The organism is Pseudomonas sp. R1-1 (genome assembly GCF_051132135.1).
Lineage (GTDB): Bacteria > Pseudomonadota > Gammaproteobacteria > Pseudomonadales > Pseudomonadaceae > Aquipseudomonas.
Genome location: NZ_CP071663.1, coordinates 5,938,816 through 5,963,078, shown reverse-complemented (window position 1 = coordinate 5,963,078; position 24,263 = coordinate 5,938,816). Strand labels below are relative to the sequence as shown.

Here is a 24,263-nt window from a genome sequence, read left to right as displayed (position 1 = left end):
GGACAGCCATCCGCTGTCCATGGATTGCTTCACCGTCGTTTACCGAGCGACGTCAGGACAGGCATGACTTTCGACTACGCATTTATCCTCAGCACCCTGCCGGCGTTTCTCAAAGCCGTCGGCGTGACGCTGCAGGTAGGTTTGATCGCCATTGGCACCTCGCTGCTGGTGGCGCTGCTCAACGCGACGATCCTGGTATTTCGCACGCCGTACCTGCGCAAACTGGTCGGTGTGTACGTGGAACTGGCGCGCAACACGCCGCTACTGATCCAGCTGTTCTTCGTCTACTTCGCCTTGCCGGCATTGGGGATCAAAGTCTCCGGTTTCACCGCGGCGATCATCACCATGACCTTTCTCGGCGGTGCCTACCTCACCGAAGTGCTGCGTGCCGGCATCGAGGCGGTGCCGCAGGCGCAGCTGGAATCGGGGCGGTCGATCGGCCTGTCCCACGGCCAGTTGCTGCGCTACGTGATCCTGCCGCAGGCGGGCATTCTCAGCCTGCCGTCGCTGTTCGCCAATTTCATCTTTCTGCTCAAGGAAACCACCATCGTCTCGGCGGTGGCGGTGCCGGAAATCCTCTACACCACCAAGAGCTACATCGCGCTCTACTATAAAACCTACGAAATGCTCGCCGTGCTGACGCTGATCTGCGTGCTGCTGTTTTTGCCGCTGTCGCTGCTGCTCAGCCGTCTGGAAAGGAGGCTCCAGCATGGCCAGTTCGGGTCTTGAATTGCTTTGGGTGTCGTTGCCGCAACTGGCCAGGGGCGCCGGGCAAACCCTGTCGATCTCGTTTCTGAGCATCGCCATCAGCACGGTTGGCGGCGTGTTCTACGGCGTGTTGCGTACGCTCAACGTCGGGTGGCTCAACGCAATTTTGCGGGTGTACCTGGAGTTGTTCCGGGCGATTCCGGTGCTGGTCTGGCTGTACCTGCTGTTCTTCGGCCTGCCGATTTTCTTTGGCCTGAGCCTGCCAAGCTTTTGGTGCGCGGTGCTGGTGCTGTCGCTATGGGGCGCCAGCGAAGTTGGCGAAGTCGCGCGCGGTGCGTTGCATTCGCTACCACGCGGCCAGCGTGAGGCAGGGCTGTCGATCGGTCTCAACGTTGCGCAACTGTACGGCTACGTGCTGCTGCCGCAAGCACTGAAGCGCATGACACCGCCGACCATCAACGTCTATACGCGGATCATCAAGACCAGTTCGCTGGCGGTGTTGATCGGTGTGGTCGATGTGATCAAGGTCGGCCAGCAGATCATCGAGCGCACCTACGAATCGGTACTGATCTATGGCGCGCTGTTTCTGTTTTTCTTTTTCATCTGCTACCCGCTGTCGGCCGCCTCGCGCGTGCTGGAGCGACGCTGGACGCAAGCATGAGCGCACTGATCGAGTTTCATGGCTTCAATAAATTCTATGGCGAGCAGCAGGTGCTCAATGGCATCGATCTGCGCGTGCAGAGTGGCGAAGTCATCGTCATTCTCGGCCCCAGCGGCTGCGGCAAAAGTACGCTACTGCGCTGCCTTAACGGTCTGGAACAGGCCCACAGCGGCAGCCTGAAATTTGTCGGACGCGAGCTGCTCGACAAGGCCACCGACTGGCGCGAAATCCGCCAGCAGATCGGCATGGTGTTCCAGAGTTATCACCTGTTTCCGCACATGAGCGTGCTCGACAACCTGCTGCTCGGCCCGCTCAAAGTGCAAAAACGTCAGCGCGGCGAAGCGCAGCAACAGGCCGAAGCCTTGCTCACGCGCGTAGGCCTGGCGGACAAGCGCGACGCCTTCCCGCGTCAGCTCTCCGGTGGTCAGCAGCAACGCATCGCCATTGTCCGTTCGCTGTGCATGAACCCACGGGTGATGCTCTTCGATGAAGTTACCGCCGCTCTTGACCCGGAAATGGTCAAGGAAGTGCTGCAAGTGATTCAGGGCCTGGCCCGAGAAGGCATGACCCTGCTGATCGTCACCCATGAAATGGCCTTCGCCCGCGCGGTGGCCGACCGTATCGTGTTCATGGATGCCGGGCGCATCCTCGAACAGACCCCGCCCGAGATTTTCTTTACGAACCCGCAAACCGCACGCGCGCAGCAGTTTCTGGAGAAGTTCTCCTTCGTGGCAACACTGCCGAAAACGAAACCGACCAAGGAACTGGAACTGCTATGAAAACTGCCGCTTTGTTATTGCCCCTGTTGAGCCTGGCCTTGCTGGCCGGTTGCAGCAAAACCGAAGAACCGGCGAAGCCGAAAGTCGCCAGCGTGAGTGCGGCGCCAGCCGGCTACCTGGAGAAGATCAAGGCTCGCGACAAGCTGATTGTTGGCGTGTTCACCGATAAACCGCCGTTCGGCTTTGTTGACGAGAGCGGCCGTTACGTCGGTTTCGATACCGACATCGGCCGACGTTTTGCCAAGGATCTGCTCGGCGATGAAAACAAGGTCGAGTTCGTCGCGGTGGAACCGGCCAGTCGTATTCCGTTTCTGCAAAGCGACAAGGTCGACCTGATCCTCGCCAACATGACCGTGACCCCGGAGCGCAAGGAGGCGGTGGAATTCACCAACCCCAATCTCAAGGTTGCGGTGCAGGCCTTGGTGCCGCAGGGCAGCTCGGTGAAAAAGCTCGATGATCTGGCGACTCGCACCACCATCGTCACCACCGGTACGACCGCCGATATCTGGCTGACCAAGAATCATCCGGACTGGAAACTGCTCAAGTTCGAAAAGAATTCCGAGTCGCTGCAAGCCCTGGCCAACGGCCGCGGCGATGCCTACGCGCAGGACAATCTGGTGCTGTTCAGCTGGGCCAAACAGAACCCCGGATATCGCGTGCTCGAGGAAAAACTCGGCGCCGAAGCGCCGATTGCGCCGGCGGTGAAGAAAGGCAATCTCGAGTTGCGCGACTGGGTGAACAGCGAGCTGGCGAAGCTGGGCGAGGAGAAATACCTGCTCAAGCTGTATGACCAGTATGTGCGCAAGGAACTGAGTGATGACACCCGGCCTGAGAGTGTGATTGTCGAGGGGGGCAAGTGGCAGGGGTGATGGTCTGATCAATAATTGGTGGCTTGAAGGGCCTCTTCGCGAGCAGGCTCGCTCCCGCGCGTACGACTGTGGGAGCGAGCCTGCTCGCGAATTTTTCAGTCACCGCTCAGTCAGGCCAGTTCCACGCCGGCTCATCCAATACCCGCTGGCCAACCAGCCCGGTCTGCCCCAGCGTTTTCTCCAGCACGATGCAATTGCACTCCGGATCCTCCTGCAACGCCGAAATCAGCCGCCGCGCATGCGACACCACCCACACCTGACACTGCTCCGACGCACGAATGATCAGCCGTGCCAGTGCCGGCAGCAGATCCGGGTGCAGACTGGTTTCCGGTTCGTTGAGCACCATCAGTGATGGCGGTCGCGGCGTCAGCAGCGCCGCGACCAGCAGCAGATAACGCAAGGTCCCGTCCGACAGCTCTGCCGCCGACAACGGCCGCAGCAAGCCTTCCTGATAGAACTCGATGGCGAAACGGCCACCGGCCAGCGGTGCGATGTTCAGCCGCGCACCGGGGAAGGCATCGCTGATCGCCGCGCGCAAGGCGTCGGGGTCGCCGATTTCGATAATGGTCTGCAACGCTGCCGCCAGGTCGCGGCCGTCGTGGTGCAGCACCGGCGTGCGGGTGCCCAGTTGCGGCTGGCGCACCGGCGCCTCGGCATCGCTGCGAAAGTGATCATAGAAGCGCCAGCGGCGGATGAACTCGCGCATCTGGAATACCTCTGGCGAGCTGCGCAGGCTACCGATCTGGTCGAACAGGCTGTCGAAGTTCGGCGTGTGCTGCGCCAGGACATCCCATTTGCGTTCGGTGCGCGCGCGGATCATCGGCCCATCGCGATCGACCAAAAGGCTCGCCGGGCGATACAGCGGTCCGGCCCAGATGCATTCGCGCTTGATTTGCGGGTCGAGGCTGAAACGCGAGGGAATCGGTCGCGCATGCTCCGGCAGCATGAAGTGACCATTGGAATCAGGCAGACCAAGGCTGATCGAATAACTGAAATCCTCCCCGGCAAACCCCAGGCGCAACCGCTTCACGCCTTGACGCACTGTCGGCTCGATCGCCACCTCACCGTTGCGCATGCGCCGGCTGATGGTTTCCGGCCCGGCCCAGAACGTCGAGTCCAGTCCGCCCTCGCGGGCCAGCGCATTGACCACGCCGCCCTGCGCCGTTTCCGCCAGCAGGCGCAGCGCGCGGTAGAGGTTGGATTTGCCACTGCCGTTAGGCCCGGTGATCAGGTTCAGACGCCCGAGCGGGATCACCAGTTTGTTGATCGAGCGGTAATTGGCCACCGCCAGGGTATTGAGCATGAAATCCTTCTCCGGGTGACTGCAGAACGTCTGCAGCATACCCGCAATGAGATAAATCTGTGCTTGGCGCCCGCAACCGTGGAACCCTGTTCTAAGCTCTGAAGTCGTATCGTCTCGACAGCAGCATTAAAGGCCAAGGAGTGTGCATGGCGGGTCCCGGATTGAAAGTGCTGATGGCGTTGAGCGCCATGGTCTTGCTCACCGCTTGCGGCGACAAGAAACCCGCTCAGGAATACTTGCCACGGGTCTTTGTGCAAGAGGTCAAACCCCAGAACTACGCGGCAGCGGTGACTCTTACCGGTGACGTGCAGGCGCGCGTGCAGACGCAATTGTCATTTCGCGTGGGCGGCAAGATCATCCAGCGCATGGTCGACGTCGGTGACCGCGTCACTGCCAAACAGGTGCTGGCCAAGCTTGACCCCAAGGATCTGCAGACCAATGTCGATTCGGCCCAGGCTCAGGTCCTCGCCGAGCAGGCCCGCGTGAAACAGGCCGCGGCGGCCTTCGTCCGCCAGCAAAAACTGCTGCCCAAGGGCTACACCAGCCAGAGCGAATACGATTCCGCCCAGGCAGCCCTGCGCAGCAGCCAGAGCGCCCTGAGCGCCGCGCAGGCACAACTGGCCAACGCCAGGGATCAACTCAGCTATACCGCGCTGATTGCCGATGCGCCGGGAGTGATCACCGAGCGTCAGGCCGAAGTCGGGCAAGTGGTGCAGGCTACTGCACCGATTTTCAGCCTGGCCCGCGATGGCGACCGTGATGCGGTGTTCAACGTGTATGAGTCGCTGCTGGCTGAGCGTCCGGAGGACAATTCGATCGTGGTCAGCCTGCTTGATAACCCCGAGATCAAAACCACCGGCACCGTGCGCGAGGTCACCCCGGCAGTGTCGGCGCAATCCGGCACCGTGCAGGTCAAGGTCAGCCTCGACAAGCTGCCGCCGGGCATGCAACTCGGCTCGGTCGTCAGTGCCACAGCGAAAGGTGCGGGTAAATCGGCGGTGGAGCTGCCGTGGTCGGCGCTGACGAAAAACATTAGCGAGCCAGCCGTGTGGATGGTCGATGACAAGGGCGAGGCGCAGTTGCACACGGTCACGGTAGGTCGCTATCTGACCGGCAAGGTAATCATCAGCGAGGGCCTGAAGGGCGGAGAAAAAGTCATCGTCGCCGGCGGGCAACTGTTGCACCCCGGCATGAAAGTCGAGATCGCTGAAAACACTTATAAGGATTTGCAACCGGGAGCGCAGCCATGAAGCGCCTCGGACTGTTTTGCCTGGCGCTGTTGCTCGGCGCCTGCTCGGAAAAGGAAACGCCGCCGGAACCGGTGCGCCCGGTGTTGTCGGTCAAGGTCGAAGCGTTGAGCGAGGAAAGCCTTGGGCGTTTCGCCGGCAGCATTCAGGCGCGCTATGAAAGCAACACCGGCTTCCGCGTCGGCGGGCGCATCGCCAGGCGCTACGTCGATGTGGGCGCCGAAGTACAGAAGGGCACGCTGCTCGCCACCCTTGACCCGTCCGACCAGCAAAACCAGCTGCGTTCGGCCGAGGGCGACCTGGCCAGGGTCCAGGCGCAATTGATCAACGCCCAAGCCAACGCGCGCCGCCAGCAGGCGCTGTTCGATCGCGGCGTCGGCGCGCAGGCGCAACTGGACGTTGCCACGACCGAGCTGAAAACCACCCAGGCTTCGCTGGATCAGGCGCGCGCGGCGGTCAACCAGAGCCGGGATCAACTCGGCTACACCGAACTGCGCGCCGATCACAAAGCCGTGGTCACCGCGTGGAACGCCGAAGCCGGGCAGGTGGTGACCGCCGGCCAACAAGTCGTGACGCTGGCCCAGCCGGACATCAAGGAAGCGGTGATCGACCTGCCGGATACGCTGGTCGATCAGCTTCCGCCCGACGTGGTGTTTTCGGTGGCCGCGCAACTCGACCCGAGCATCAACACCACGGCGATCATCCGCGAAATCGAGCCCCAGGCGCAGAGCGCCACACGCACGCGCCGGGCGCGTTTGACCTTGACCGACACCCCGGACGGTTTTCGCCTCGGCACGGCGATCAGCGTGACCCTCAGTTCGGCGATCAAACCGCGCATCGAATTGCCCGCCACCGCGTTGCAGGAGGTCGAAGGCAAACCGCGGATCTGGGTGATCGACACCCAAAGCAAAACCGTCAGCCCCCGCGACGTTACGGTGATCAGCCGCACCGACAGCAGCGTGGTGCTGGCCGGCGGCGTGAAGAACGGCGAGCGGGTGGTCAGCGCCGGCGTCAACAGTCTCAAACCCGGACAATCGGTAAAACTTGACGAGGACAGTCAATGAAAGGCTCTTTCAACCTCTCCGAATGGGCCCTCAAGCATCAGTCATTCGTCTGGTATCTGATGTTCGTCGGATTGCTTATGGGGGTGTTCTCCTATTTCAATCTGGGTCGCGAAGAAGACCCGTCGTTCACCATCAAGACCATGGTCATCCAGACCAAATGGCCCGGCGCGACCCAGGACGAAACCCTCAAGCAGGTCACCGACCGCATCGAGAAAAAACTCGAAGAGCTCGACTCGCTCGATTACGTGAAAAGTTACACGCGCCCCGGCGAATCGACGGTGTACGTGTACCTGCGCGATACCACCAGCGCCGAAGACATTCCGCAAATCTGGTACCAGGTGCGCAAAAAGATCGATGACATTCGCGGGCAGTTTCCCCAAGGGATTCAAGGGCCGGGATTCAACGACGAGTTTGGCGATGTGTTCGGCTCGGTCTATGCGTTTACCGCCGACGGGCTGACCATGCGCCAGTTGCGCGATTACGTGGAGCAGGCCCGCGCCGAGATTCGCAGCGTGCCGGGGCTGGGCAAGGTCGAAATGGTCGGCCAGCAGGACGAAACGATTTACCTGAACTTCTCCACGCGCAAACTCGCCGCGCTGGGCATCGATCAGCGTCAGGTGGTACAAAGCCTGCAGTCGCAGAACGCGGTGACGCCGGCCGGGGTGATCGAGGCCGGGCCCGAGCGGATTTCCGTGCGCACGTCGGGGCAATTCGCTTCGGAAAAGGATCTGGCCGAGGTCAATCTCAAACTCAACGACCGTTTCTATCGTCTGGCCGATATCGCCGAGATCCGCCGCGGCTACGTCGACCCGGCCACGCCTGAATTCCGCTTCGACGGCAAACCGGCCATCGGTCTGGCGATTGCGATGCAGAAGGGCGGCAACGTTCAGGAGTTCGGCAAGGCCTTGCACCAGCGCATCGACGAACTGACGGCAGACCTGCCGGTGGGCGTCGGCGTGCACACGGTCTCCGATCAGGCAGTGGTGGTGGAAGAAGCCGTCGGCGGCTTCACCAGCGCCTTGTTCGAGGCGGTGATTATCGTCCTGGTGGTGAGCTTCATCAGCCTCGGCGTGCGCGCCGGTCTGGTGGTGGCGTGCTCGATTCCGCTGGTGCTGGCGATGGTCTTCGTGTTCATGGAATACAGCGGCATCACCATGCAGCGGATTTCCCTCGGGGCGTTGATCATTGCCCTCGGCCTGCTGGTGGACGATGCGATGATCACCGTGGAGATGATGGTCACGCGTCTGGAGATGGGTGAAACCAAGGAGCAGGCGGCGACGTTCGCCTACACCTCGACGGCATTTCCAATGCTCACCGGTACGCTGGTGACGGTCGCCGGGTTCGTGCCGATCGGCCTCAACGCGAGCTCCGCCGGTGAATACACGTTCACCCTGTTTGCGGTGATTGCCGTGGCGATGATCGTCTCGTGGGTGGTGGCGGTGTTCTTTGCGCCGGTAATCGGCGTGCATATCCTCAGCGACAAGGTGAAGGCGCATGACGCCGAACCGGGTCGCATCGGTCGCGCCTTCAACGGCGGCCTGTTATGGGCGATGCGCAACCGTTGGTGGGCGATCGGCGTCACGGTGCTGCTGTTCGTGCTGGCGGTGTTCTGCATGCGCTTTGTGCAGAATCAGTTTTTCCCCGCTTCGGACCGTCCGGAAATTCTCGTCGACCTGAACCTGCCGCAAAACGCCTCGATCGATGAAACCCGCAAAGCGGTGGACAAGCTCGAAGCCACGCTCAAGGGCGACCCGGACATCGTGCGCTGGAGCACCTACATCGGCCAAGGCGCGATCCGTTTCTACCTGCCGCTCGACCAGCAATTGCAGAACCCGTACTACGCGCAACTGGTCATCGTCAGCAAGGATTTCGAGGCCCGCGAAGCGCTGAGCCAGCGCCTGCGCGAGCGCTTGCACAAGGACTTCGTCGGCATCGGCAGCTACGTGCAGGCGCTGGAGATGGGCCCACCAGTCGGGCGTCCGATCCAGTACCGGGTCAGCGGCAAGGACGTCGATCAGGTGCGCAAACATGCCATCGATCTGGCCACCGAACTGGACAAGAACCCGCATATCGGCGAGATCATCTACGACTGGAACGAGCCGGGCAAAGTCCTGCGCGTTGACATTGATCAGGACAAGGCCCGCCAGCTCGGGCTGTCGTCGGAAGACGTGGCGAACCTGATGAACAGTATCGTCAGCGGCTCGCCATTGACCCAGGTCGATGATGATATCTACCTGATCAACGTGGTCGGCCGCGCGGTGGATTCCGAACGCGGTACGCCGGAAACCCTGCAGAACCTGCAGATCGTCACGCCGAGCGGCACTTCGATTCCGCTACTGGCGTTCGCCACCGTGCGCTATGAACTGGAGCAGCCGCTGGTGTGGCGTCGCGACCGTTTGCCGACGATCACCATCAAGGCTTCGGTGCGCGATGAGATCCAGCCAACCGATCTGGTGAAACTGCTCAAGCCATCGATTGACGCTTTCGCGTCGAAACTGCCGGTCGGCTACAAGGTTGCCACCGGCGGTACCGTCGAGGAAAGCGGCAAGGCCCAGGGGCCGATTGCCAAGGTCTTGCCGTTGATGCTGTTTCTCATGGCAACGTTCCTGATGATCCAGTTGCACAGCGTGCAGAAGATGTTCCTGGTGGCCAGCGTCGCGCCGCTCGGGCTGATCGGCGTGGTGCTGGCGCTGGTGCCGACCGGCACGCCGATGGGCTTCGTGGCAATTCTGGGGATTCTTGCGCTGATCGGCATCATCATCCGCAACTCGGTGATTCTGGTGACGCAGATCGATGAGTTCGAGCAGAAAGGCTATGCGCCATGGGATGCGGTGGTGGAAGCGACCGAGCACCGGCGCCGGCCGATTCTGCTGACTGCCGCAGCGGCGAGCATGGGCATGATCCCGATCGCTCGCGAAGTGTTCTGGGGGCCGATGGCCTACGCGATGATTGGCGGGATCGTGGTGGCGACGTTGTTGACTTTGCTGTTTCTGCCGGCGCTGTATGTGGCCTGGTACAAGATTCGCGAGCCGCAAAAGGACGCGGCTTAAAAGCGAGTGCTGCGCACTCATCGCGAGCAGGCTCACTCCTACAGTTGAAACGCGTCCCCTGTAGGAGTGAGCCTGCTCGCGATGACGTCAGAACGGTTTATGAAGATTTACGCCAGACACTCGCCAACCAAGGCTGTTGCTCGCGCGGCAACCCCGCTGGCCGGTAGTAATGCTCCAGTTCGACAAACCCCGCCGCCGTCAGCAAACCTTGCCAGGCCTGGAGATCGTGATACGAGCCATAGCGCGGCCCGTTCCAGCCCTCCCGGTTATCCCCGCGTGGATTGGAGCTGAACAACACACCACCGGCTTTCAACGCGCCGTGCAATTGCTTGAGCACCCGCGGTAATTCCTGCAACGGCACATGAAACAACACCGCGTTGGCGAAGATCCCGTCGAAGCGCTCCGCCGGCAGATCCAGCTTGAGGAAATCCTGCTGCAATACCTCGCAGCCGCTGTCCTCACGGGCCATGCGGGCAAATTCCTCGGAACCGTCCAGCCCGACAGCGATGTGCCCCATACGGGTAAACGTCTGCAAATCCCGTCCCGGGCCGCAGCCGAAATCCAGAACCGTAAACGGCGCCAGGCCTTGAATATGTCGCAGCAACGCATCGATGTTCTGACTGACATCGTGGTCGCGGGTGCCTTCGCGGAAGTCTTCGGCCACCGCGTTGTAATGACCAAGCGTCGTGGCGGTGATCTGTTCGAGGTCGCTGGGCGTCTGCTTCATCATCAATGCTGTTTGGCGGAGGGAGAAGCGGACTATAAGCTTTTTCACCGGCAAAAAAACGCCGCCTGCGCTGTTGCCAGCGCCGGCGGTGATGATGCGTGGACTCAGTGCTGCTTCGCGCCCAGGCAATCGATCGAGCGGTCCATCATCGCTTTGGCCATCTCCAGCAGATGCCAGACCGAGAACACCATGGCTCGATCCGCGCCCCCGAGCTGATCGCCGCATTGATGGACAGTCACCGAAGCGCAGCGCAGCAGATCGGCGACATACAACTGGGCATCTTCCAGCGTCACGTCTTCGCTGATGCTGTAGACACGTTTCTGTCCGGCCACCGTGACGTGATTGCCGGCCAGATGGGAGTCAACGGCGCGGCACAGTGCCGAGCGATCCTTGAGCAAATCCTCGGTGAACCGCTTGGTGGAGGTAAGGCTGAGTGGCGGATCGGCAAGATTTTTTTCCACGGGTAAACTCCTGACTTCAAGTGGGGAGCCAACCATTTCGCGACTAAACGAGCAGGGCGGCGGCTGCACGCGGATCAGTCGCCGGCCGCCGGTTATCGGCGCACCCGAAAGTGCCCTGCGCACAGCCAACATCAGGCAGCTTGAAGCTCTGCCAAGGTCAGGCCTGACCGCACGCCCAGCGAATCCGGACAACTGAATCCGGTCACCGCCAAGCAGTGACGAGCGGAGATTAGCTACAGGATATTTCGGGTACAAGCGGGCAAATCATTCTAGGAAGCGTCCTGCAAACCCGCGTGGATCGGGCTGGCGAAACGATAAATCTGGCGTAGGACGGGTCTGATTTTTAGGAAGGGCATTGCCCAAATGCGTGCGATCACATGGATCTGCTTGATGGCCACCTGCCGCTATCGACCTTAGCGCTTATTCAGCCCGCGCGCCAGCCTGTCTCCACCCAACTGAATCACCGCCACCAACGCCACCAGCAAGACAATCACCGTCAACATGATCTGGCTGTCAAAGCGCTGATAGCCGTAGCGATAAGCGATATCCCCCAGCCCACCAGCACCAATCGCCCCAGCCATGGCTGACGAATTGATCATCGTCACCAGGGTAATGGTGAAGCCACCGACAATCCCCGGCAGCGCCTCGGGCAGCAGCACATGCCAGACAATGTGCCAGCGCCGGCAACCCATGGCCTGCGCGGCTTCGATCAAGCCATGATCGACCTCGCGCAGACTGACCTCGGCGATCCGCGCAAAGAATGGCGTCGCAGCGATGGTCAGCGGCACGACGGCGGCCCAGACACCGTAGGTGGTGCCGACGATCAGGCGGGTGAACGGAATCAGCGCGACCATCAGAATCAGAAACGGGATCGAGCGGAACAGATTGACGAAGGCGCCCAATGCACGATTCAGCATCGGCGCCTGGTAGATCCCGCCCTTGTCACTGGTGACCAGAATCACCGCCATGGGAATCCCCGCCAGCAACGCGATCAACGACGACACACCGACCATCAGGAAGGTGTCGATAAAACCCTGCAGCAAGCGCTCAAACCACATAACCCAATACCTCCACTCGTTGCGCCCATGGCGCGGCGCGCTCGCGCAACTGCTCGGCGCTGAACGAAGAGCCGCTGACCGCCAATAACAGTTGCCCCAATGCATGCCCCTGAATCCGTTCTACGCCGCCCTGCAACAGCTTTACCCGCCCGTCCAATGCAGCGAACAGCGCCGCAAGGTCCGGTTCGTCGCTGGCGCTGCCGGTGAACTGCAAGCGCAGCACTACAGCGTCGCTGGCGGAAGTCGATTGCGCGAGCAAACGGCTTTGCAGTTCTTCCGGCAAGGCGTGTTGCAGCGGCGCAAGCAGGGTCTGGCTGACCTCGTGCTGCGGATTGCCGAACACCTGCCAGACCGGGCCTTGCTCGACGACACGGCCATGCTCAAGCACGACGACGCGGTCGCAGATCTCGCGAATCACCGCCATTTCATGGGTGATCAGCACGATGGTCAGGCCCAGACGCTTATTGATCTCGCGCAGCAGAGCAAGGATCGATTGCGTGGTCTCCGGATCGAGCGCCGAAGTCGCTTCGTCGCACAGCAGAATGTCCGGGTCGTGCACCAGCGCACGGGCGATGCCGACGCGCTGTTTCTGTCCGCCGGAAAGCTGTGCCGGATACGCCTTGTGCTTGCTTTGCAGGCCGACCAATTCAAGCAGTTCGCGGACCTTTTCCTCGCGCTGCTGTTTCGGCACACCCGCGACTTTCAGCGGCAGCTCGACGTTCTGCCAAACGGTCTTGGCCGACATCAGATTGAAGTGCTGGAAGATCATCCCGATACGTCGGCGCAGGGCGACGAGACGGTCTTCGTCGAATTCACCAATGTCGACCTGATCGATCAAAACGCGCCCCGAGGTCGGCTGCTCAAGGCGATTGATCGTGCGGATCAACGACGACTTGCCGGCGCCGCTGCGACCGATGATGCCGAACACTTCGCCGCGCTGAATCGCCAGATCAATGCCCTGCAAGGCGGCGACCGGACCTTGCCGGCCGTTGTAGGTTTTGCCCAGCCCGATGAAGCGCACATGGGCACGGTTCAGCTCGGGATGCAGCTCGGTTTGTTCAGCAGTGTGTGGCTCTGGAGTCTCCAGTCGCCGTTGGATCGCGGCGGTCATGCTCAGCTTTCCCAACCGGCTTGATAGAGCTTGCCGTGAGCTTTATCCAGCGCTGCGCGAACGGCCGGCGAATGCTGGTAGATGTCGACGAATTTGATCAGGCGTGGATCGGTTTTGCTCTTCGGCTGAATGACGAACTGAATCACGTATTCCTTGTGATCGAGGCCGTCGAACAGCAGCGCCGAACCGGCATCGAACGTCTTCGCCAGACGAATGTAGGCCGGGTAGCCCTGGACCAGATCGGCGTCATCGTAAGCGCGTACCAGTTGCACGGCTTCGACCTGGAGAATCTTGATCTTCTTCGGATTGGCGACGATGTCATCCTCGGTGGCTTTGTAGCCGACGCCCGGTTTGAGCGTGATCAAACCGGCCTTGGCGAGCAATTGCAGACCGCGACCGCTGTTGATCGGATCGTTGGCGATGGCAACGCTGGCGCCTTCCGGTAACTCGTCGAAGCTTTTGTATTTTTTCGAGTACAGGCCGACGTTGTTGATGATCCCCGGCGCGAACGGCACCAGATCAAAACCCGACGCGGCTTTGGCGTTTTCCAGAAACGGAATGTGCTGAAAATAATTCACATCGATATCGCCGGCAGCGAGGCTGACGTTCGGCGCGATCCAGTCGGTGAACTCCACCAGCTCGACCTTCAGGCCTTGTTTCGAGGCCTCTTCGACGGCCGCTTCCAGCGGAATGGCGAAGGCGGCGGTGGTGCCGATTTTCAACGGTGCATCGGCGGCAAACACTGCCGAGCTGAACAGGCCGAGGGCCAGGGCCAGTGCTTTGACTGGGTGGGAGAGCAGATTCTTGGTCATGATGGTTTTCCAGTCAGTGCATGAATTTTTGGTGTCCGTTGTGGCCTCATCGCGAGCAGGCTCACTCCTACAGGGGGAACGCATTCCAAATGTAGGAGTGAGCCTGCTCGCGATGCTTTTAGCGGCGAAACGCGGAGCCTGTGTGTCGCTCAGGCAACTGCGCCTCGCCGTGAAACAGCTTTTCGCGCAACGTGCCGCTGTCATACGCGGTCTTGTACGAGCCGCGCCGCTGTAGTTCGGGAATCACCAGATCGATGAAATCCACGTAGCTTTCCGGCGTGACGATGCGGGTCAGGTTGAAGCCATCCAGCCCGGTTTCGGCGATCCACGACTCCAGCTCATCGGCCACTTGTTCAGGCGAGCCGACCACGGTGATGTAGCGGCCACCGAGAGCGTGCTGGTCGAGCAATTTGCGCCGGGTCCAGTCGTTGTTCTGCAGAGTTTTGGTGGCCGACTGGATCGCGTTGCTTTTCACGTACTGGATCGGTTCGTCGATTTCGTACCGGGAAAAATCGATGCCGGTGGAGGCGGAAAAATGCGCCACGCCGGCCTCGGCGCTGGCGTAGCCGAGGTATTCGGCGTGCTTGGCCCAGGCCGCTTCTTCGCTGGCGCCGACAATCACATTAAGGCCCATGAACACCTTGATGTCTTCGGGGTTGCGTCCCGCAGCAACCGCACTGGCGCGGACCTTGTCCACTCGTGCCTTGGTCGACGATTTGTTCTGGCCGCTGATGAACACGCACTCGGCGTGGCGCCCGGCGAACTGCAAACCGCGCTCGGAACTGCCAGCCTGAAACAGCACCGGCGTACGCTGCGGCGACGGTTCGCACAGGTGATAACCGTCGACCTGGTAGAACTCGCCCTTGTGCTCGACCTTGTGCACTTTGTCCGGCTGCGCGTAGATGCGCTGCTCGCGGTCGTTGAGCACCGCGTCATTTTCCCAGCTGCCTTCCCAGAGTTTGTAGAGCACCTGCAAGTACTCATCGGCCTGATCGTAACGGCGGTCATGTTCGACCTGCGCGCTCAGGCCCATGGCTTTGGCGGCGCTGTCGAGATAGCCGGTGACGATGTTCCAGCCCACCCGGCCGCGGCTCAAATGATCGAGCGTCGACAGACGCCGGGCGAACAGGTACGGCGCTTCGTAGGTGAGATTGGCGGTGAGACCGAAGCCAAGATTTTTCGTCACCGCAGCCATCGCTGAGACCAGCAGCAAAGGGTCGTTGACCGGCAACTGGATCGACTCTTTCAGCGTCACGTCGAGCGAGTTTTGGTAAACGTCATACACGCCGACGATGTCGGCGATGAACAAGCCGTCGAACAGGCCGCGCTCAAGCAATTGCGCCAGCTCGGTCCAGTACTCGAGAGTGTTGTACCGGGTCGAGGTATCGCGCGGATGCGTCCACAAGCCGTGATTGATATGGCCGATGCAGTTCATGTTGAACGCGTTGAGCAGAATCTTCTTTTTCGCCGCGCTCATCAGATCGTCCCTCGCAGCGGAGGCTTTTCGTCGTTGAGGTAATAATTGCCAACGGCGTGATATTTCCAGCGCACCGGGTCATGCAGTGTGTGCACGCGGGCGTTGCGCCAGTGGCGGTCGAGACCATGCTCGGCGAGGGTGGCCTGGCTGCCGGCCAGTTCGAACAGCGTGCTGCCCGCCGCCAACGAAATTTCCGTGCTGATCGCGCGTGCTTCGGCAACGGCGATCGAGGCCGCTGCAACGGTTTCGGCGTTCGTATCAGCCTGTGCGGCATCGAGAAATTCGCCGGCACGTTCAAGCAGGGCTTCGCTGGCGTGCAGGCGAATACTCAGGTGGCCGAAGCTCTTCAAGGTCAGCGGGTCCTCGCTGGCCTTGTCGTTGCCGGAATCGATCCACGGCCGCGTCTTGCTGCGCACGAAATGCAAAGCGTCCTCGTAAGCGGCGCGGGCGATACCGGTATCGATGGCGGCATGAAGGATCTGCGCCAGCGGCCCGACCGTGGTCGGCCGTTCGAAAGCACTTTGAAACGGCAGCACGTCTTCAGCGGCAACGTAAACGTCTTCGAACACGACCGAGCCGCTGCCGGTGGTGCGCTGGCCGAAACCGCTCCAGTCGTCGATCACGCTCAGACCTTTGCTGTTACGCGGGACAAAGGCCAGTTGCTGCACGCCATTTTCATCCACCACCGAGGTCGGAATGCGCTGCGCGTAAATCGCCCCGGTCGCGTAAAACTTGCGCCCGTTGATGCGATAACCGTCGCCGTCACGCGTAAGGCGGGTGACGCGGTCGTGAGCGGTTTTGGTACCCAGTTCCGCCAAGGCATTGCCGAAACGCTGGCCGGCGAGAACCTCGGCGTACAGGCGTTGTTTCTGTTCGTCACTGCCATTCAGGCGCAGCACTTCCAGGGCGTAGAAATGGTTTTGCGGAATCTGCCCGAGCGAACCGTCGGCCTGCGCGATCAGCGCGATGACTTTGGCCAGGGTCACGTTGGACACGCCCGCGCCGCCATACGCCTTGGGCACGCTGATGCCCCACAGGCCGGAGCGGGAAAACACTTCAAGTTCGGGCAGCGGCAGGCGCCGTTCGCGGTCGCGCAGGGCGCTGTCGCGTTGGAAATCTTCGGCCAGGTCGCTGGCGACGATCAGGGCTTGCTCATCGCTGGTGATGAGCGCGACAGGTTGAGAAAAAGTCATGTGCATCTCCAGAGATCTGGTCAAAAGTGTTCTGGTCGTCAGATCCAGGAGTGACGGGCTGGCAGCGTGCCGTTGAGGCGATACGCGCCAACCGCGTGATATTTCCAGCGCACCGGGTCATGCAGGGTGTGCACCCGAGCGTTGCGCCAGTGGCGGTCGAGGTTGAATTCGGCGAGGGTCGCGCGGCTGCCGGCCAGTTCGAAAAGCTTTTCGCTGGCGAGCAAGGAAATCTCGGTGGTCAGCACTTTCGCTTCGGCCACGGCGATCGAGGCACGTGCGGCGGAGGCCGCAGTGATCGGTGCGGCATGCACCTGATCGAGCACTTGGCCTGCCTTGCGCAGCAGCGCTTCGGCGGCATGCAATTCGATCTTCAGTTTGCCGATATCGGCGATCACGTAGAGGTCATCGCTGGCGCGATCGACCTTGGCATCGATCCATGGCCGTGCCCGGGTTTTAACGAAGTCGATGGCATCGTCAATCGCGCCACGGGCGATGCCGGCATCGATGGCCGCCTGAATCAATTGCGAAACGGCGCCTTGGGTGTTCGGCGTTTCGTTGATCTTCCAGTTGTCGATGACCAGGCTCGACTCGACGCGCACGTTGTTGAGCAAAATCGTGCCGCTGGCGGTGGTCCGCTGACCGAAGCCCGACCAGTCGTCGACGATGCGCAAACCCGGCGTGCCGCGCCGGACGAACGCCAGCACTTGCTTGCCTTCATCGTTCAGCGCTTTGACTGCCACCCAGTGCGCAAACAGCGCGCCGGTGGAATAGAACTTCTGGCCATTGATTACATAATCATCGCCATCGGCGCTGATCCGCGCTTTCAATTCCAAGGTGTTTTTACTGCCGCGTTCCGGGCCGGCATTGCCGATGCGCCAGCCTTGCAGAACGCTGTCGAACAACTGCTGTTTCTGCGCCTCGCTGGCGCAGCCAAGGATCAGGTGAATGATGCCGAACTGGTTCTGCGGGATCTGCCCCAACGCCGGATCAGCCGCGGAAATGATCGCGAAGACTTCCGCCAGCGTGACGAACGAAACCTGCGGGCCACCGTACTCGCGCGGGATGGCAATGCTGCCCAGGCCGATGCGGGTGAACTGCTCGATTTCCGACCACGGCAACTTGCGCTGACGATCGCGTTTCGCCGCCTGAACGCGGGCGACCTGCGCCAGCTCATGGGCAGCCTTGATGGCCTGGGCGTCGTTGCGCAAGACCTGCGCGGGCAACAACAGCGGGGCGATGTCCAGATCCGACTGGACGTTTGCATCGGCCAGACTGGACATCATTGCCACTCCCTGGCTGCACGCAATGCCCTGGCGATCTGCACTGGGGTGATTGTGTTCCGGACCATACGACCTACCTCACATCTCATTGAAAACGCCGCAAGGTGCGGCGAATGAAGGAATGTCCGGTGGTCCGGTGTATATACCCTAAGCGCGTATAAACATTAAATAAACTAACTTCTAGGAATATGCATAGAAGGCGGGAGCGAACCTTCGTCACCTCTCGACAGCATCAATGCTCGCGTGCTTCGGCCGCTTTGCAATCGGGCTTCAACGGGACTTTCAGGTAAGGATTGACGCAGCCGATCTTCAGCGTGCGCGGCGGTGCCCAGCGGGAGTTGTTGCCAACCCGATCGAGGATGCAATAGGTCACGTCCAGGCGCAGATCTTCGCCTGCTTCGACAATCACCGCCGGCGGCACCCAGACCTGGATCGGCAAGCCGATGTCGGCAGCGGTGATCGGCGCCAGGTCCATGCGCACATCACCCCAGCGCAAGGTGATGGCGTCATCTTCGGCCATGTTCAGGTACGGCTCGATGCTCAGCGGCACGCCGCGTTTGATCTGGTTCGGGTTGATGCCGTGGCGGCGGATGGCCTCGGGGATCGTCACCGGGGCCAGTTGCTGGTTTTCGTCTGCGCTCAGGGCCGATGGCTGGCCGCCGGGGCAATCGAGTTTGACCAACACTCGCGTCGCTGCCGAGAACGCCGGGCCGTGGCCGACCTGCATCACGCGGTAATGAATGCGCGCAGTGCCGTTGTCGATGAAGCTCTCCGGCACACGCAGGCTGACTGCCGTGCCGACATCCTCGGCGGTCAAAACTCTGGAGGCGACGTAACACTTGTTCCAGAACAACTCGATGAGGTCGCCGCTGTCCATGTCGGGGTAGGGCGCGACCTCGATCAACAGATGGGCGGCGGCGGCCAGATTGATGCCGGTTTTCTGCGCGGGCGCCAGGCTCGGCGCTGCCAGTTCGGGGGTATGCGAAGTGCGGGTCATCGATTTCTCTCCTTGAAGCCTTGCAGCGAAGTCCGTTTCTGAAAGAACAAAAGGCGTGAATAAACCGGCAATAAAGCGTCGAACTTTTATTCAAGTTGAAGACGGCGTGGTTGAACTGGATGGTGCCGGTTGTCGACTAGATAAGAGCGTGTCGGGAGGAGTGTCAATAGACGAACTTAGTTAATCCGCGAATTACAAGTTAATCAGAAAGTTCCTACGGCGCGTACGCCCAAAGCCTACGCGGTGGGGCGAATCGGGCCACGAGCTTCACGGCTTTTTGCCCGTTTATGCGTGGATTTATGGGTGGGTCATCAAACCGAAGGGGTAGAGTTACAGGCTCAACTCAACTGTTGCACAATGTATAAAAAAGCGCCGGTTACAGGTTTTTTAATAGTGCTTTATATAAAGGCTGGATAAGGCATCTTCCATCCCTGGAAGTTGCCGAAGTGCAGTTAAAACAGACTCAGGCGTGATTCAGAAACTTGCTGAGAAACTGTTGTGTGCGCTGTTCTTTCGGATTGGCAAACAATGCCTTGGCTTCACCTTGTTCGACAATGACGCCCTTGTCGAAAAACACCACACGGTTGGCCACGTCGCGAGCAAAACCCATCTCGTGCGTGACGATGACCATGGTGCGTTTCTCTTCAGCGAGGCCACGGATGGTCGCCAGTACTTCACCGACCAGTTCCGGATCGAGCGCCGAGGTTGGCTCATCGAACAGGATCACTTCCGGCTCCATCGCCAGGGCCCGGGCGATTGCGACGCGCTGCTGCTGACCACCGGAGAGTCGACGCGGGTAAGCGTCCTCTTTGCCGGCGAGTCCGACCTTGGCCAAGAGTTTTTTGCCCAGCGCAACAGCCTCGTCATGCGGAATCTTCTTGACCACGATCGGGCCTTCGATGACGTTTTCCAGCGCGGTGCGATGGGGGAACAGGTTGAAGTTCTGAAACACAAAACCCACATGCTGGCGCAGATTACGCACCAGGCTCTGTTGCTGGTTCAGCGGGCGGCTGGTATCGATTTCGATATCGCCAACCTTGATCCGGCCGCTGGTGGGTTGTTCAAGGAAATTCAGGCAACGCAGGAATGTGGTTTTCCCCGAACCGCTGGGGCCGATGATCGCCACGACCTCGCCTTCCTTGACCTCCAGATCGATGCCGTTGAGCACGACCTGATGTTTGAATTGCTTGGTCAGTTTTTCCACGACAATCATGGGCTCAGGACTCCTGGTCGTGCCGATTGACCCGCTCTTCCAGCTTGTTCTGCAGGTGCGACAGCACCGTGGCCAGAATCCAGTAGATCAGCGCGGCGGCAAGATACATGGTGAAGACTTCGAAAGTCCGGGCGGTAATCAGTTGCGCTTGACGGAACAGCTCTGGCACCTGAATGGTGGCGGCCAGCGCGGTGTCCTTGACCAGCGAAATGAAGCTGTTGCCCAGCGGCGGCAGCGCCGTGCGCATCGCTTGCGGCAGGATGGCCCGGCGCAAGGTCTGCGCGCGGGTCATGCCGATGCTCGCAGCCGCTTCCCACTGACCCCGTTCGATCGAGCCGATCGCGGCGCGGAGAATTTCACAGGCGTAAGCGGCCATGTTCAGCGAGAAGCCGATCAGTGCCGCTGGCAGCGGATCAAGCTCGAGACCCAGTTGCGGCAAGCCGTAATAGATCACGAACAGTTGCACCAGCAACGGCGTGCCGCGAAAGAACGACACGTAGATGCGCGCCAGCCAGTTGACCGATTTGAAGCGCGACAGGCGCATCAGTGCCAGACCGAAGCCCAGCAGCAGGCCGAAAAACATGCCGCCGAGGCTGAGGACTACCGTGTAATACGCGCCCTTGAGCAGGAAGGGCGCGGAATCCAGGGCGAGTTGGAAAGCTTCTTCCATTATTGAGTGACGTCAGCGTTGAAGTATTTCTTCGACAGCTTTTCCAGCGTGCCGTCGGCGCGCAGTTCGTCGAGCGCCTTGTTCACCGCCGCCAGCAGTTCCGGCTCGCCTTTGCGCAGGGCAATCCCGGATTCCTGACGCGAGAACGCTTCACCGGCGGCCACGGTTTTCGGGGCTTTCTTGGCGTATTCCAGCGCGGCCAGACGGTCGATCAGGATCGCATCGGTGCGGCCGTTGTTGAGGTCGGCGAACTTGGTCGGATCATCATCGTAGGTGCGTACGTCAGCACCTGGCACGTTGGCGCGAACCCATTGTTCGTAATTGGTGCCCAGGCCGACACCGACTTTCTTGCCGGACAGGTCAGCGGCGGTCTTGATGTTCAGCGCGGCTTCCTTGCTCTTCAGCACCAGCGCCTGAATCCCGGAAACGGTATACGGTTTGGAGAAGTCATACTTCTTCTTGCGCTCGTCGGAGATGGTCACCTGGTTGACCACGATGTCCAGACGCTTGGATTCCAGCGCGGCGAGGATGCCGTCCCACTTGGTCGGCTGAACCTTGGCTTTGACGCCGAGTTTTTGCGCCAGCGCTTCGGACAGTTCCACCTCGAAACCGGACAGCTTGCCATTCTCGTCGACGAAGCTGAACGGTGGATAAGTGCCTTCCAGGCCGACGTTGAGCACGCCTTTGTCCTTGATCTGTTGCAGTTGCTCACCGGCCACGGCCTGGCCGATCAGACCGGCGCCCAGCGCAAGCCCCAGCGAACCGACCAGCAGAGTGCGACGTAGTGCGGAAAAATTCATGACAAGCCCCTGTGTTTTCTTATGGAAGACGCTTAAGGAATGTAGGCACATTCGGGAATTTGACGACAGCGCTATCCTGCCTCAAAGCAGCTTATGCGTCTTGCCCGAAATTCGCCTGCGGCGTGACTATAGGATGTCGGCTATAGACTTGAAAATACTCAATATCTGACTGGTTATTCTTTTCCTGCATATGGATCGCTCCCACGCGGAGCGTGGGAATGATCAGTTACAGAAAGTCCTTGTAGGCAAACAACGCTGGCGCCCCGCCCGTATGAAGGAAAATGATCGGGCCGTCATCGAAACGCTGGCGACCAATCCCATCGAGCAACCCCGCCATGGCCTTGCCGGTATAGACCGGGTCAAGCAACAGACCTTCCTGACCCGCCAGCAGTTTCACCGCTGCCAGGGTTCCGGCGTTCGGCTCGCCATAACGCGGGCCGAAATACTCGTCCCACAGCTCGACTTTGAAACTGGCCGGCAACTCGACACCGAGCAGGTTTGCGGTGCGCTCGGCGAGGCTCTGGACCTTCGGCCGTTGATCTTCTTCACTGCGCGATACGGTCACGCCAATCACCGGCAGTGGTGGCAGCACTTCGCTCAGGGCGAGGGCCAGACCGCTATGGGTGCCGGCGCTGCCCGAGGCCAGCACGACGGCGGCGAACTCCAGTCCGGTGTCCTTGATCTGTTCGGCCAGTTCCAGCCCGGCGCGTACGTAACCCAACGCACCGAGCGCATTGGAACCGCCGATCGGCACCAGATAGGGCTTTTTGCCGTTGCTGCGGAGACGCACCGCGAGGGCGGCCAGTTGTTCGTCAGCGTTGTCGAGATTGTCGACCAGCTCGACCTTGGCATCGAACAGATCCAGCAGCAGACGATTGCCGTTACCGGTGTAATTGCTGTCCTCGGTACCCAGCGGGTTTTCCAGCAGTGCCACGCAACCGAGACCGAGTCGGGCGGCCAGCGCAGCCGTCTGGCGAACGTGGTTCGATTGCATCGCACCCGCGGTGATCAGCGTATCAGCGCCTTGTGCCAGCGCATCGGCGGCGAGGTATTCGAGCTTGCGCAGCTTGTTGCCACCCATGGCCAGCGGCGTCAGGTCATCGCGCTTGATGTACACCTCGCGGCCGAGCCAGGTGGACAGACGCTCGAGCTTTTCCAGCGGCGTAGGGTGGCCGAGCAGGTCGAGACGGTTAAAGCGTTCCAGCTGATTCTTGATCATGGGTCCGTACTGGCGGAGGAAGATGAAAGGACTATAGGCACGCGCTTTTGCAGGGGCAACCGGCAATCGCTTATAGCCTGTTGGACTTAGGTCAGCACTATCGGTTCTTAATTTACGCTTGCGGTCATGCCGTAAAGTGGGCGCCGTTGACGCGGCCAGACAGTCCGGCCGCCCGTGAGGAGTCCCTACCGTGAGCGAGCGTTCCAGTCATTGGCAATTGCACACCATCGTCGGCCAGTTGCGCAGCGCGCGCGATCAGTGGCGGGCACAGAATGGCCGGGCATCCGGCGAGCAGGGTGGTCGCGAGTTGCCTTCGCGCGCGGCAATGGCGGAAATTCTTGAAGCACTGTGCGGCGCGCTGTTTCCGATGCGTCTGGGGCCGGTTGACCTGCGTGAAGAAAGTGAAGATTTTTACGTCGGCCACACCCTCGACGTCGCGCTGAATGCCTTGCTGGCGCAGACTCGTCTGGAGCTACGTTACGTTGCGCGCCACAGTGCCCAGGACGACAGCGAGGTCGAGGCGCGCGCAATTCAGATCGTTCAGGATTTTGCCGTGGCTTTGCCTGGCTTGCGCACCTTACTCGACACCGATGTGCTGGCGGCCTATCACGGCGATCCGGCCGCGCGCAGTGTCGACGAAGTGCTGCTGTGCTATCCGGGGATTCTGGCGGTGATTCACCATCGCCTCGCGCATCATCTGTACCGCGCAGGGTTGCCGCTGCTGGCGCGGATCAGCGCGGAAATCGCCCATTCGGCAACCGGTATCGATATCCATCCGGGCGCGCAGATCGGCCGCAGTTTCTTTATCGATCACGGCACGGGCGTGGTGATTGGCGAGACGGCGATCATTGGCGAGCGCGTGCGGATTTATCAAGCGGTGACGCTGGGGGCGAAGCGCTTCCCGGCGGATGAGGACGGCCAGTTGCAGAAAGGTCATCCGCGCCATCCGATCGTTGAGGACGATGTGGTGATTTACGCCGGGGCGACGATTCTCGGGCGGATCACCATCGGCAAGGGGTCGACCATCGGCGGCAATGTGTGGCTGACGCGCAGCGTGCCGGCGGGGGCGAATCTGACGCAGGCGAATTTGCAGCATGATGACGGGACGCAGAAATAAGGACGTGGAATCCTTTTCCCCTCACCCCAGCCCTCTCCCAAAAGGAGAGGGAGCCGACGGAGGTGTTTTGGGTTATCCATCGACCTGAGAGACCGTGTTGATTATGGATTCGTCAAAGTCATTTCAGGTCGCCGTAAGTCTCAAATACCGCCCGATCAGTCCCCTCTCCCTCTGGGAGAGGGCTAGGGTGAGGGGCTTTTGATTCCGCAACCGGAGCAGTGAACGAATCCCCCGAAACCCGCGTCATACCCCTCCTCGGGCCGCTGTAGGAAAACTACCGCCCAGCCCTGCGATTAGTCCTTACCACCCTATCCATGTTTAACTTGAACGTTCATTCAAGTTAAACCGGTGGTTCGCTGCCCGCTCACAACAGGAGGCTTGCCTTTGCTGAGTCCGATCATTTCAGCCATGTTTCAACCCCTTGAGGTGCATGTTTCATGAGTGCAT

Annotated in this window: 22 protein-coding genes; 8 read left to right on the top strand and 14 right to left on the bottom strand. The window is 60.6% G+C overall.

Annotated features, from left to right (window positions below; all coding sequences use genetic code 11):
* Positions 1-63: 63 nt before the first annotated feature.
* Genes J3P75_RS26655 through J3P75_RS26640 form a run of 4 tightly spaced genes read left to right on the top strand, consistent with a single transcriptional unit; the run spans position 64 to position 3,017 of the window.
* Positions 64-729, top strand: coding sequence for an amino acid ABC transporter permease (locus tag J3P75_RS26655; RefSeq protein ID WP_434708769.1), 666 nt, complete (start codon positions 64-66; stop codon positions 727-729).
* A complete protein-coding gene (locus J3P75_RS26650) occupies positions 710-1,369 on the top strand; it encodes an amino acid ABC transporter permease (protein ID WP_434708768.1) in 660 nt (219 codons plus the stop codon). The genes J3P75_RS26655 and J3P75_RS26650 overlap by 20 nt, the downstream gene beginning before the upstream one ends.
* Positions 1,366-2,148: an amino acid ABC transporter ATP-binding protein gene (locus J3P75_RS26645; RefSeq protein WP_434708767.1), complete on the top strand. Its 783-nt coding sequence runs from the start codon at positions 1,366-1,368 to the stop codon at positions 2,146-2,148. Before J3P75_RS26650 ends, J3P75_RS26645 begins: the two co-directional genes overlap by 4 nt.
* Positions 2,145-3,017, top strand: a complete 873-nt coding sequence (locus J3P75_RS26640; protein WP_434708766.1) for a transporter substrate-binding domain-containing protein — start codon at positions 2,145-2,147, stop codon at positions 3,015-3,017. The genes J3P75_RS26645 and J3P75_RS26640 overlap by 4 nt, the downstream gene beginning before the upstream one ends.
* 106 nt (positions 3,018-3,123) lie before the next feature.
* On the opposite strand, the gene J3P75_RS26635 is transcribed toward J3P75_RS26640, so the two are convergent.
* Positions 3,124-4,320 carry an AAA family ATPase gene (locus J3P75_RS26635; RefSeq protein ID WP_434708765.1) on the bottom strand — a complete coding sequence of 399 codons (1,197 nt, stop codon included), beginning with the start codon at positions 4,318-4,320 and terminating at the stop codon, positions 3,124-3,126.
* A gap of 146 nt (positions 4,321-4,466) precedes the next feature.
* On the opposite strand from J3P75_RS26635, the gene J3P75_RS26630 reads away from it, so the two are divergent.
* Genes J3P75_RS26630 through J3P75_RS26620 form a run of 3 tightly spaced genes read left to right on the top strand, consistent with a single transcriptional unit; the run spans position 4,467 to position 9,681 of the window.
* Positions 4,467-5,570 carry an efflux RND transporter periplasmic adaptor subunit gene (locus J3P75_RS26630; protein ID WP_434708764.1) on the top strand — a complete coding sequence of 368 codons (1,104 nt, stop codon included), beginning with the start codon at positions 4,467-4,469 and terminating at the stop codon, positions 5,568-5,570.
* Complete coding sequence (locus J3P75_RS26625; RefSeq protein ID WP_434708763.1) at positions 5,567-6,631, top strand: efflux RND transporter periplasmic adaptor subunit; 1,065 nt, start codon at positions 5,567-5,569, stop codon at positions 6,629-6,631. The genes J3P75_RS26630 and J3P75_RS26625 overlap by 4 nt, the downstream gene beginning before the upstream one ends.
* Positions 6,628-9,681: an efflux RND transporter permease subunit gene (locus tag J3P75_RS26620; protein ID WP_434708762.1), complete on the top strand. Its 3,054-nt coding sequence runs from the start codon at positions 6,628-6,630 to the stop codon at positions 9,679-9,681. The genes J3P75_RS26625 and J3P75_RS26620 overlap by 4 nt, the downstream gene beginning before the upstream one ends.
* 97 nt (positions 9,682-9,778) lie before the next feature.
* On the opposite strand, the gene J3P75_RS26615 is transcribed toward J3P75_RS26620, so the two are convergent.
* From J3P75_RS26615 to J3P75_RS26555, 13 genes are all read right to left on the bottom strand, one after another.
* The gene (locus J3P75_RS26615) at positions 9,779-10,408 is read right to left on the bottom strand and encodes a class I SAM-dependent methyltransferase (RefSeq protein ID WP_434708761.1); all 630 of its coding nucleotides are present in this window, start codon (positions 10,406-10,408) and stop codon (positions 9,779-9,781) included.
* Between the two features lie 104 nt (positions 10,409-10,512).
* Positions 10,513-10,869 (bottom strand): DUF6124 family protein, encoded by a 357-nt coding sequence (locus tag J3P75_RS26610; RefSeq protein ID WP_093106302.1) that lies wholly within the window; start codon positions 10,867-10,869, stop codon positions 10,513-10,515.
* A 413-nt stretch (positions 10,870-11,282) separates the two neighbouring features.
* The gene (locus J3P75_RS26605) at positions 11,283-11,927 is read right to left on the bottom strand and encodes a methionine ABC transporter permease (protein WP_434708760.1); all 645 of its coding nucleotides are present in this window, start codon (positions 11,925-11,927) and stop codon (positions 11,283-11,285) included.
* The gene (locus J3P75_RS26600) at positions 11,917-13,038 is read right to left on the bottom strand and encodes a methionine ABC transporter ATP-binding protein (RefSeq protein ID WP_434708759.1); all 1,122 of its coding nucleotides are present in this window, start codon (positions 13,036-13,038) and stop codon (positions 11,917-11,919) included. Before J3P75_RS26600 ends, J3P75_RS26605 begins: the two co-directional genes overlap by 11 nt.
* Before the next feature lie 2 nt (positions 13,039-13,040).
* Positions 13,041-13,850: a MetQ/NlpA family ABC transporter substrate-binding protein gene (locus J3P75_RS26595; RefSeq protein ID WP_090288244.1), complete on the bottom strand. Its 810-nt coding sequence runs from the start codon at positions 13,848-13,850 to the stop codon at positions 13,041-13,043.
* A gap of 118 nt (positions 13,851-13,968) precedes the next feature.
* A complete protein-coding gene (locus J3P75_RS26590; protein WP_434708758.1) occupies positions 13,969-15,327 on the bottom strand; it encodes an LLM class flavin-dependent oxidoreductase in 1,359 nt (452 codons plus the stop codon).
* The gene (locus J3P75_RS26585; protein WP_434708757.1) at positions 15,327-16,520 is read right to left on the bottom strand and encodes an SfnB family sulfur acquisition oxidoreductase; all 1,194 of its coding nucleotides are present in this window, start codon (positions 16,518-16,520) and stop codon (positions 15,327-15,329) included. The genes J3P75_RS26590 and J3P75_RS26585 overlap by 1 nt, the downstream gene beginning before the upstream one ends.
* Before the next feature lie 38 nt (positions 16,521-16,558).
* Complete coding sequence (locus J3P75_RS26580) at positions 16,559-17,800, bottom strand: SfnB family sulfur acquisition oxidoreductase (protein WP_434711384.1); 1,242 nt, start codon at positions 17,798-17,800, stop codon at positions 16,559-16,561.
* A 232-nt stretch (positions 17,801-18,032) separates the two neighbouring features.
* Complete coding sequence (locus J3P75_RS26575) at positions 18,033-18,797, bottom strand: hypothetical protein (protein WP_434708756.1); 765 nt, start codon at positions 18,795-18,797, stop codon at positions 18,033-18,035.
* A gap of 463 nt (positions 18,798-19,260) precedes the next feature.
* Positions 19,261-20,010, bottom strand: coding sequence for an L-cystine ABC transporter ATP-binding protein TcyN (gene tcyN / locus J3P75_RS26570; protein ID WP_434708755.1), 750 nt, complete (start codon positions 20,008-20,010; stop codon positions 19,261-19,263).
* A 4-nt stretch (positions 20,011-20,014) separates the two neighbouring features.
* On the bottom strand, positions 20,015-20,680 hold the full coding sequence (tcyL, locus tag J3P75_RS26565) for a cystine ABC transporter permease (RefSeq protein ID WP_434593513.1): 666 nt from the start codon (positions 20,678-20,680) through the stop codon (positions 20,015-20,017).
* Positions 20,680-21,480 carry a cystine ABC transporter substrate-binding protein gene (tcyJ, locus tag J3P75_RS26560; protein ID WP_434708754.1) on the bottom strand — a complete coding sequence of 267 codons (801 nt, stop codon included), beginning with the start codon at positions 21,478-21,480 and terminating at the stop codon, positions 20,680-20,682. The genes tcyL and tcyJ overlap by 1 nt, the downstream gene beginning before the upstream one ends.
* 226 nt (positions 21,481-21,706) lie before the next feature.
* Positions 21,707-22,699 carry a D-cysteine desulfhydrase gene (locus tag J3P75_RS26555; RefSeq protein ID WP_434708753.1) on the bottom strand — a complete coding sequence of 331 codons (993 nt, stop codon included), beginning with the start codon at positions 22,697-22,699 and terminating at the stop codon, positions 21,707-21,709.
* Positions 22,700-22,889: 190 nt separating this feature from the next.
* Between J3P75_RS26555 and epsC the strand changes: the two genes are divergently transcribed.
* A complete protein-coding gene (gene epsC / locus J3P75_RS26550) occupies positions 22,890-23,816 on the top strand; it encodes a serine O-acetyltransferase EpsC (RefSeq protein WP_434708752.1) in 927 nt (308 codons plus the stop codon).
* Positions 23,817-24,263: the final 447 nt, after the last annotated feature.

Bases quoted from the DNA above. Each gene is read 5' to 3' on its own strand.
- J3P75_RS26575 (WP_434708756.1), bottom strand. From the start codon at position 18,797: ATGACCCGCACTTCGCATACCCCCGAACTGGCAGCGCCGAGCCTGGCG.
- J3P75_RS26580 (WP_434711384.1), bottom strand. From the start codon at position 17,800: ATGTCCAGTCTGGCCGATGCAAACGTCCAGTCGGATCTGGACATCGCC.
- J3P75_RS26585 (WP_434708757.1), bottom strand. From the start codon at position 16,520: ATGACTTTTTCTCAACCTGTCGCGCTCATCACCAGCGATGAGCAAGCC.
- J3P75_RS26625 (WP_434708763.1), top strand. From the start codon at position 5,567: ATGAAGCGCCTCGGACTGTTTTGCCTGGCGCTGTTGCTCGGCGCCTGC.
- J3P75_RS26555 (WP_434708753.1), bottom strand. From the start codon at position 22,699: ATGATCAAGAATCAGCTGGAACGCTTTAACCGTCTCGACCTGCTCGGC.
- J3P75_RS26600 (WP_434708759.1), bottom strand. From the start codon at position 13,038: ATGACCGCCGCGATCCAACGGCGACTGGAGACTCCAGAGCCACACACT.
- J3P75_RS26650 (WP_434708768.1), top strand. From the start codon at position 710: ATGGCCAGTTCGGGTCTTGAATTGCTTTGGGTGTCGTTGCCGCAACTG.
- J3P75_RS26590 (WP_434708758.1), bottom strand. From the start codon at position 15,327: ATGAGCGCGGCGAAAAAGAAGATTCTGCTCAACGCGTTCAACATGAAC.
- J3P75_RS26640 (WP_434708766.1), top strand. From the start codon at position 2,145: ATGAAAACTGCCGCTTTGTTATTGCCCCTGTTGAGCCTGGCCTTGCTG.
- tcyN (WP_434708755.1), bottom strand. From the start codon at position 20,010: ATGATTGTCGTGGAAAAACTGACCAAGCAATTCAAACATCAGGTCGTG.
- J3P75_RS26635 (WP_434708765.1), bottom strand. From the start codon at position 4,320: ATGCTCAATACCCTGGCGGTGGCCAATTACCGCTCGATCAACAAACTG.
- J3P75_RS26605 (WP_434708760.1), bottom strand. From the start codon at position 11,927: ATGTGGTTTGAGCGCTTGCTGCAGGGTTTTATCGACACCTTCCTGATG.
- J3P75_RS26615 (WP_434708761.1), bottom strand. From the start codon at position 10,408: ATGAAGCAGACGCCCAGCGACCTCGAACAGATCACCGCCACGACGCTT.
- J3P75_RS26645 (WP_434708767.1), top strand. From the start codon at position 1,366: ATGAGCGCACTGATCGAGTTTCATGGCTTCAATAAATTCTATGGCGAG.
- J3P75_RS26630 (WP_434708764.1), top strand. From the start codon at position 4,467: ATGGCGGGTCCCGGATTGAAAGTGCTGATGGCGTTGAGCGCCATGGTC.
- tcyL (WP_434593513.1), bottom strand. From the start codon at position 20,680: ATGGAAGAAGCTTTCCAACTCGCCCTGGATTCCGCGCCCTTCCTGCTC.
- J3P75_RS26620 (WP_434708762.1), top strand. From the start codon at position 6,628: ATGAAAGGCTCTTTCAACCTCTCCGAATGGGCCCTCAAGCATCAGTCA.
- tcyJ (WP_434708754.1), bottom strand. From the start codon at position 21,480: ATGAATTTTTCCGCACTACGTCGCACTCTGCTGGTCGGTTCGCTGGGG.
- J3P75_RS26655 (WP_434708769.1), top strand. From the start codon at position 64: ATGACTTTCGACTACGCATTTATCCTCAGCACCCTGCCGGCGTTTCTC.
- J3P75_RS26595 (WP_090288244.1), bottom strand. From the start codon at position 13,850: ATGACCAAGAATCTGCTCTCCCACCCAGTCAAAGCACTGGCCCTGGCC.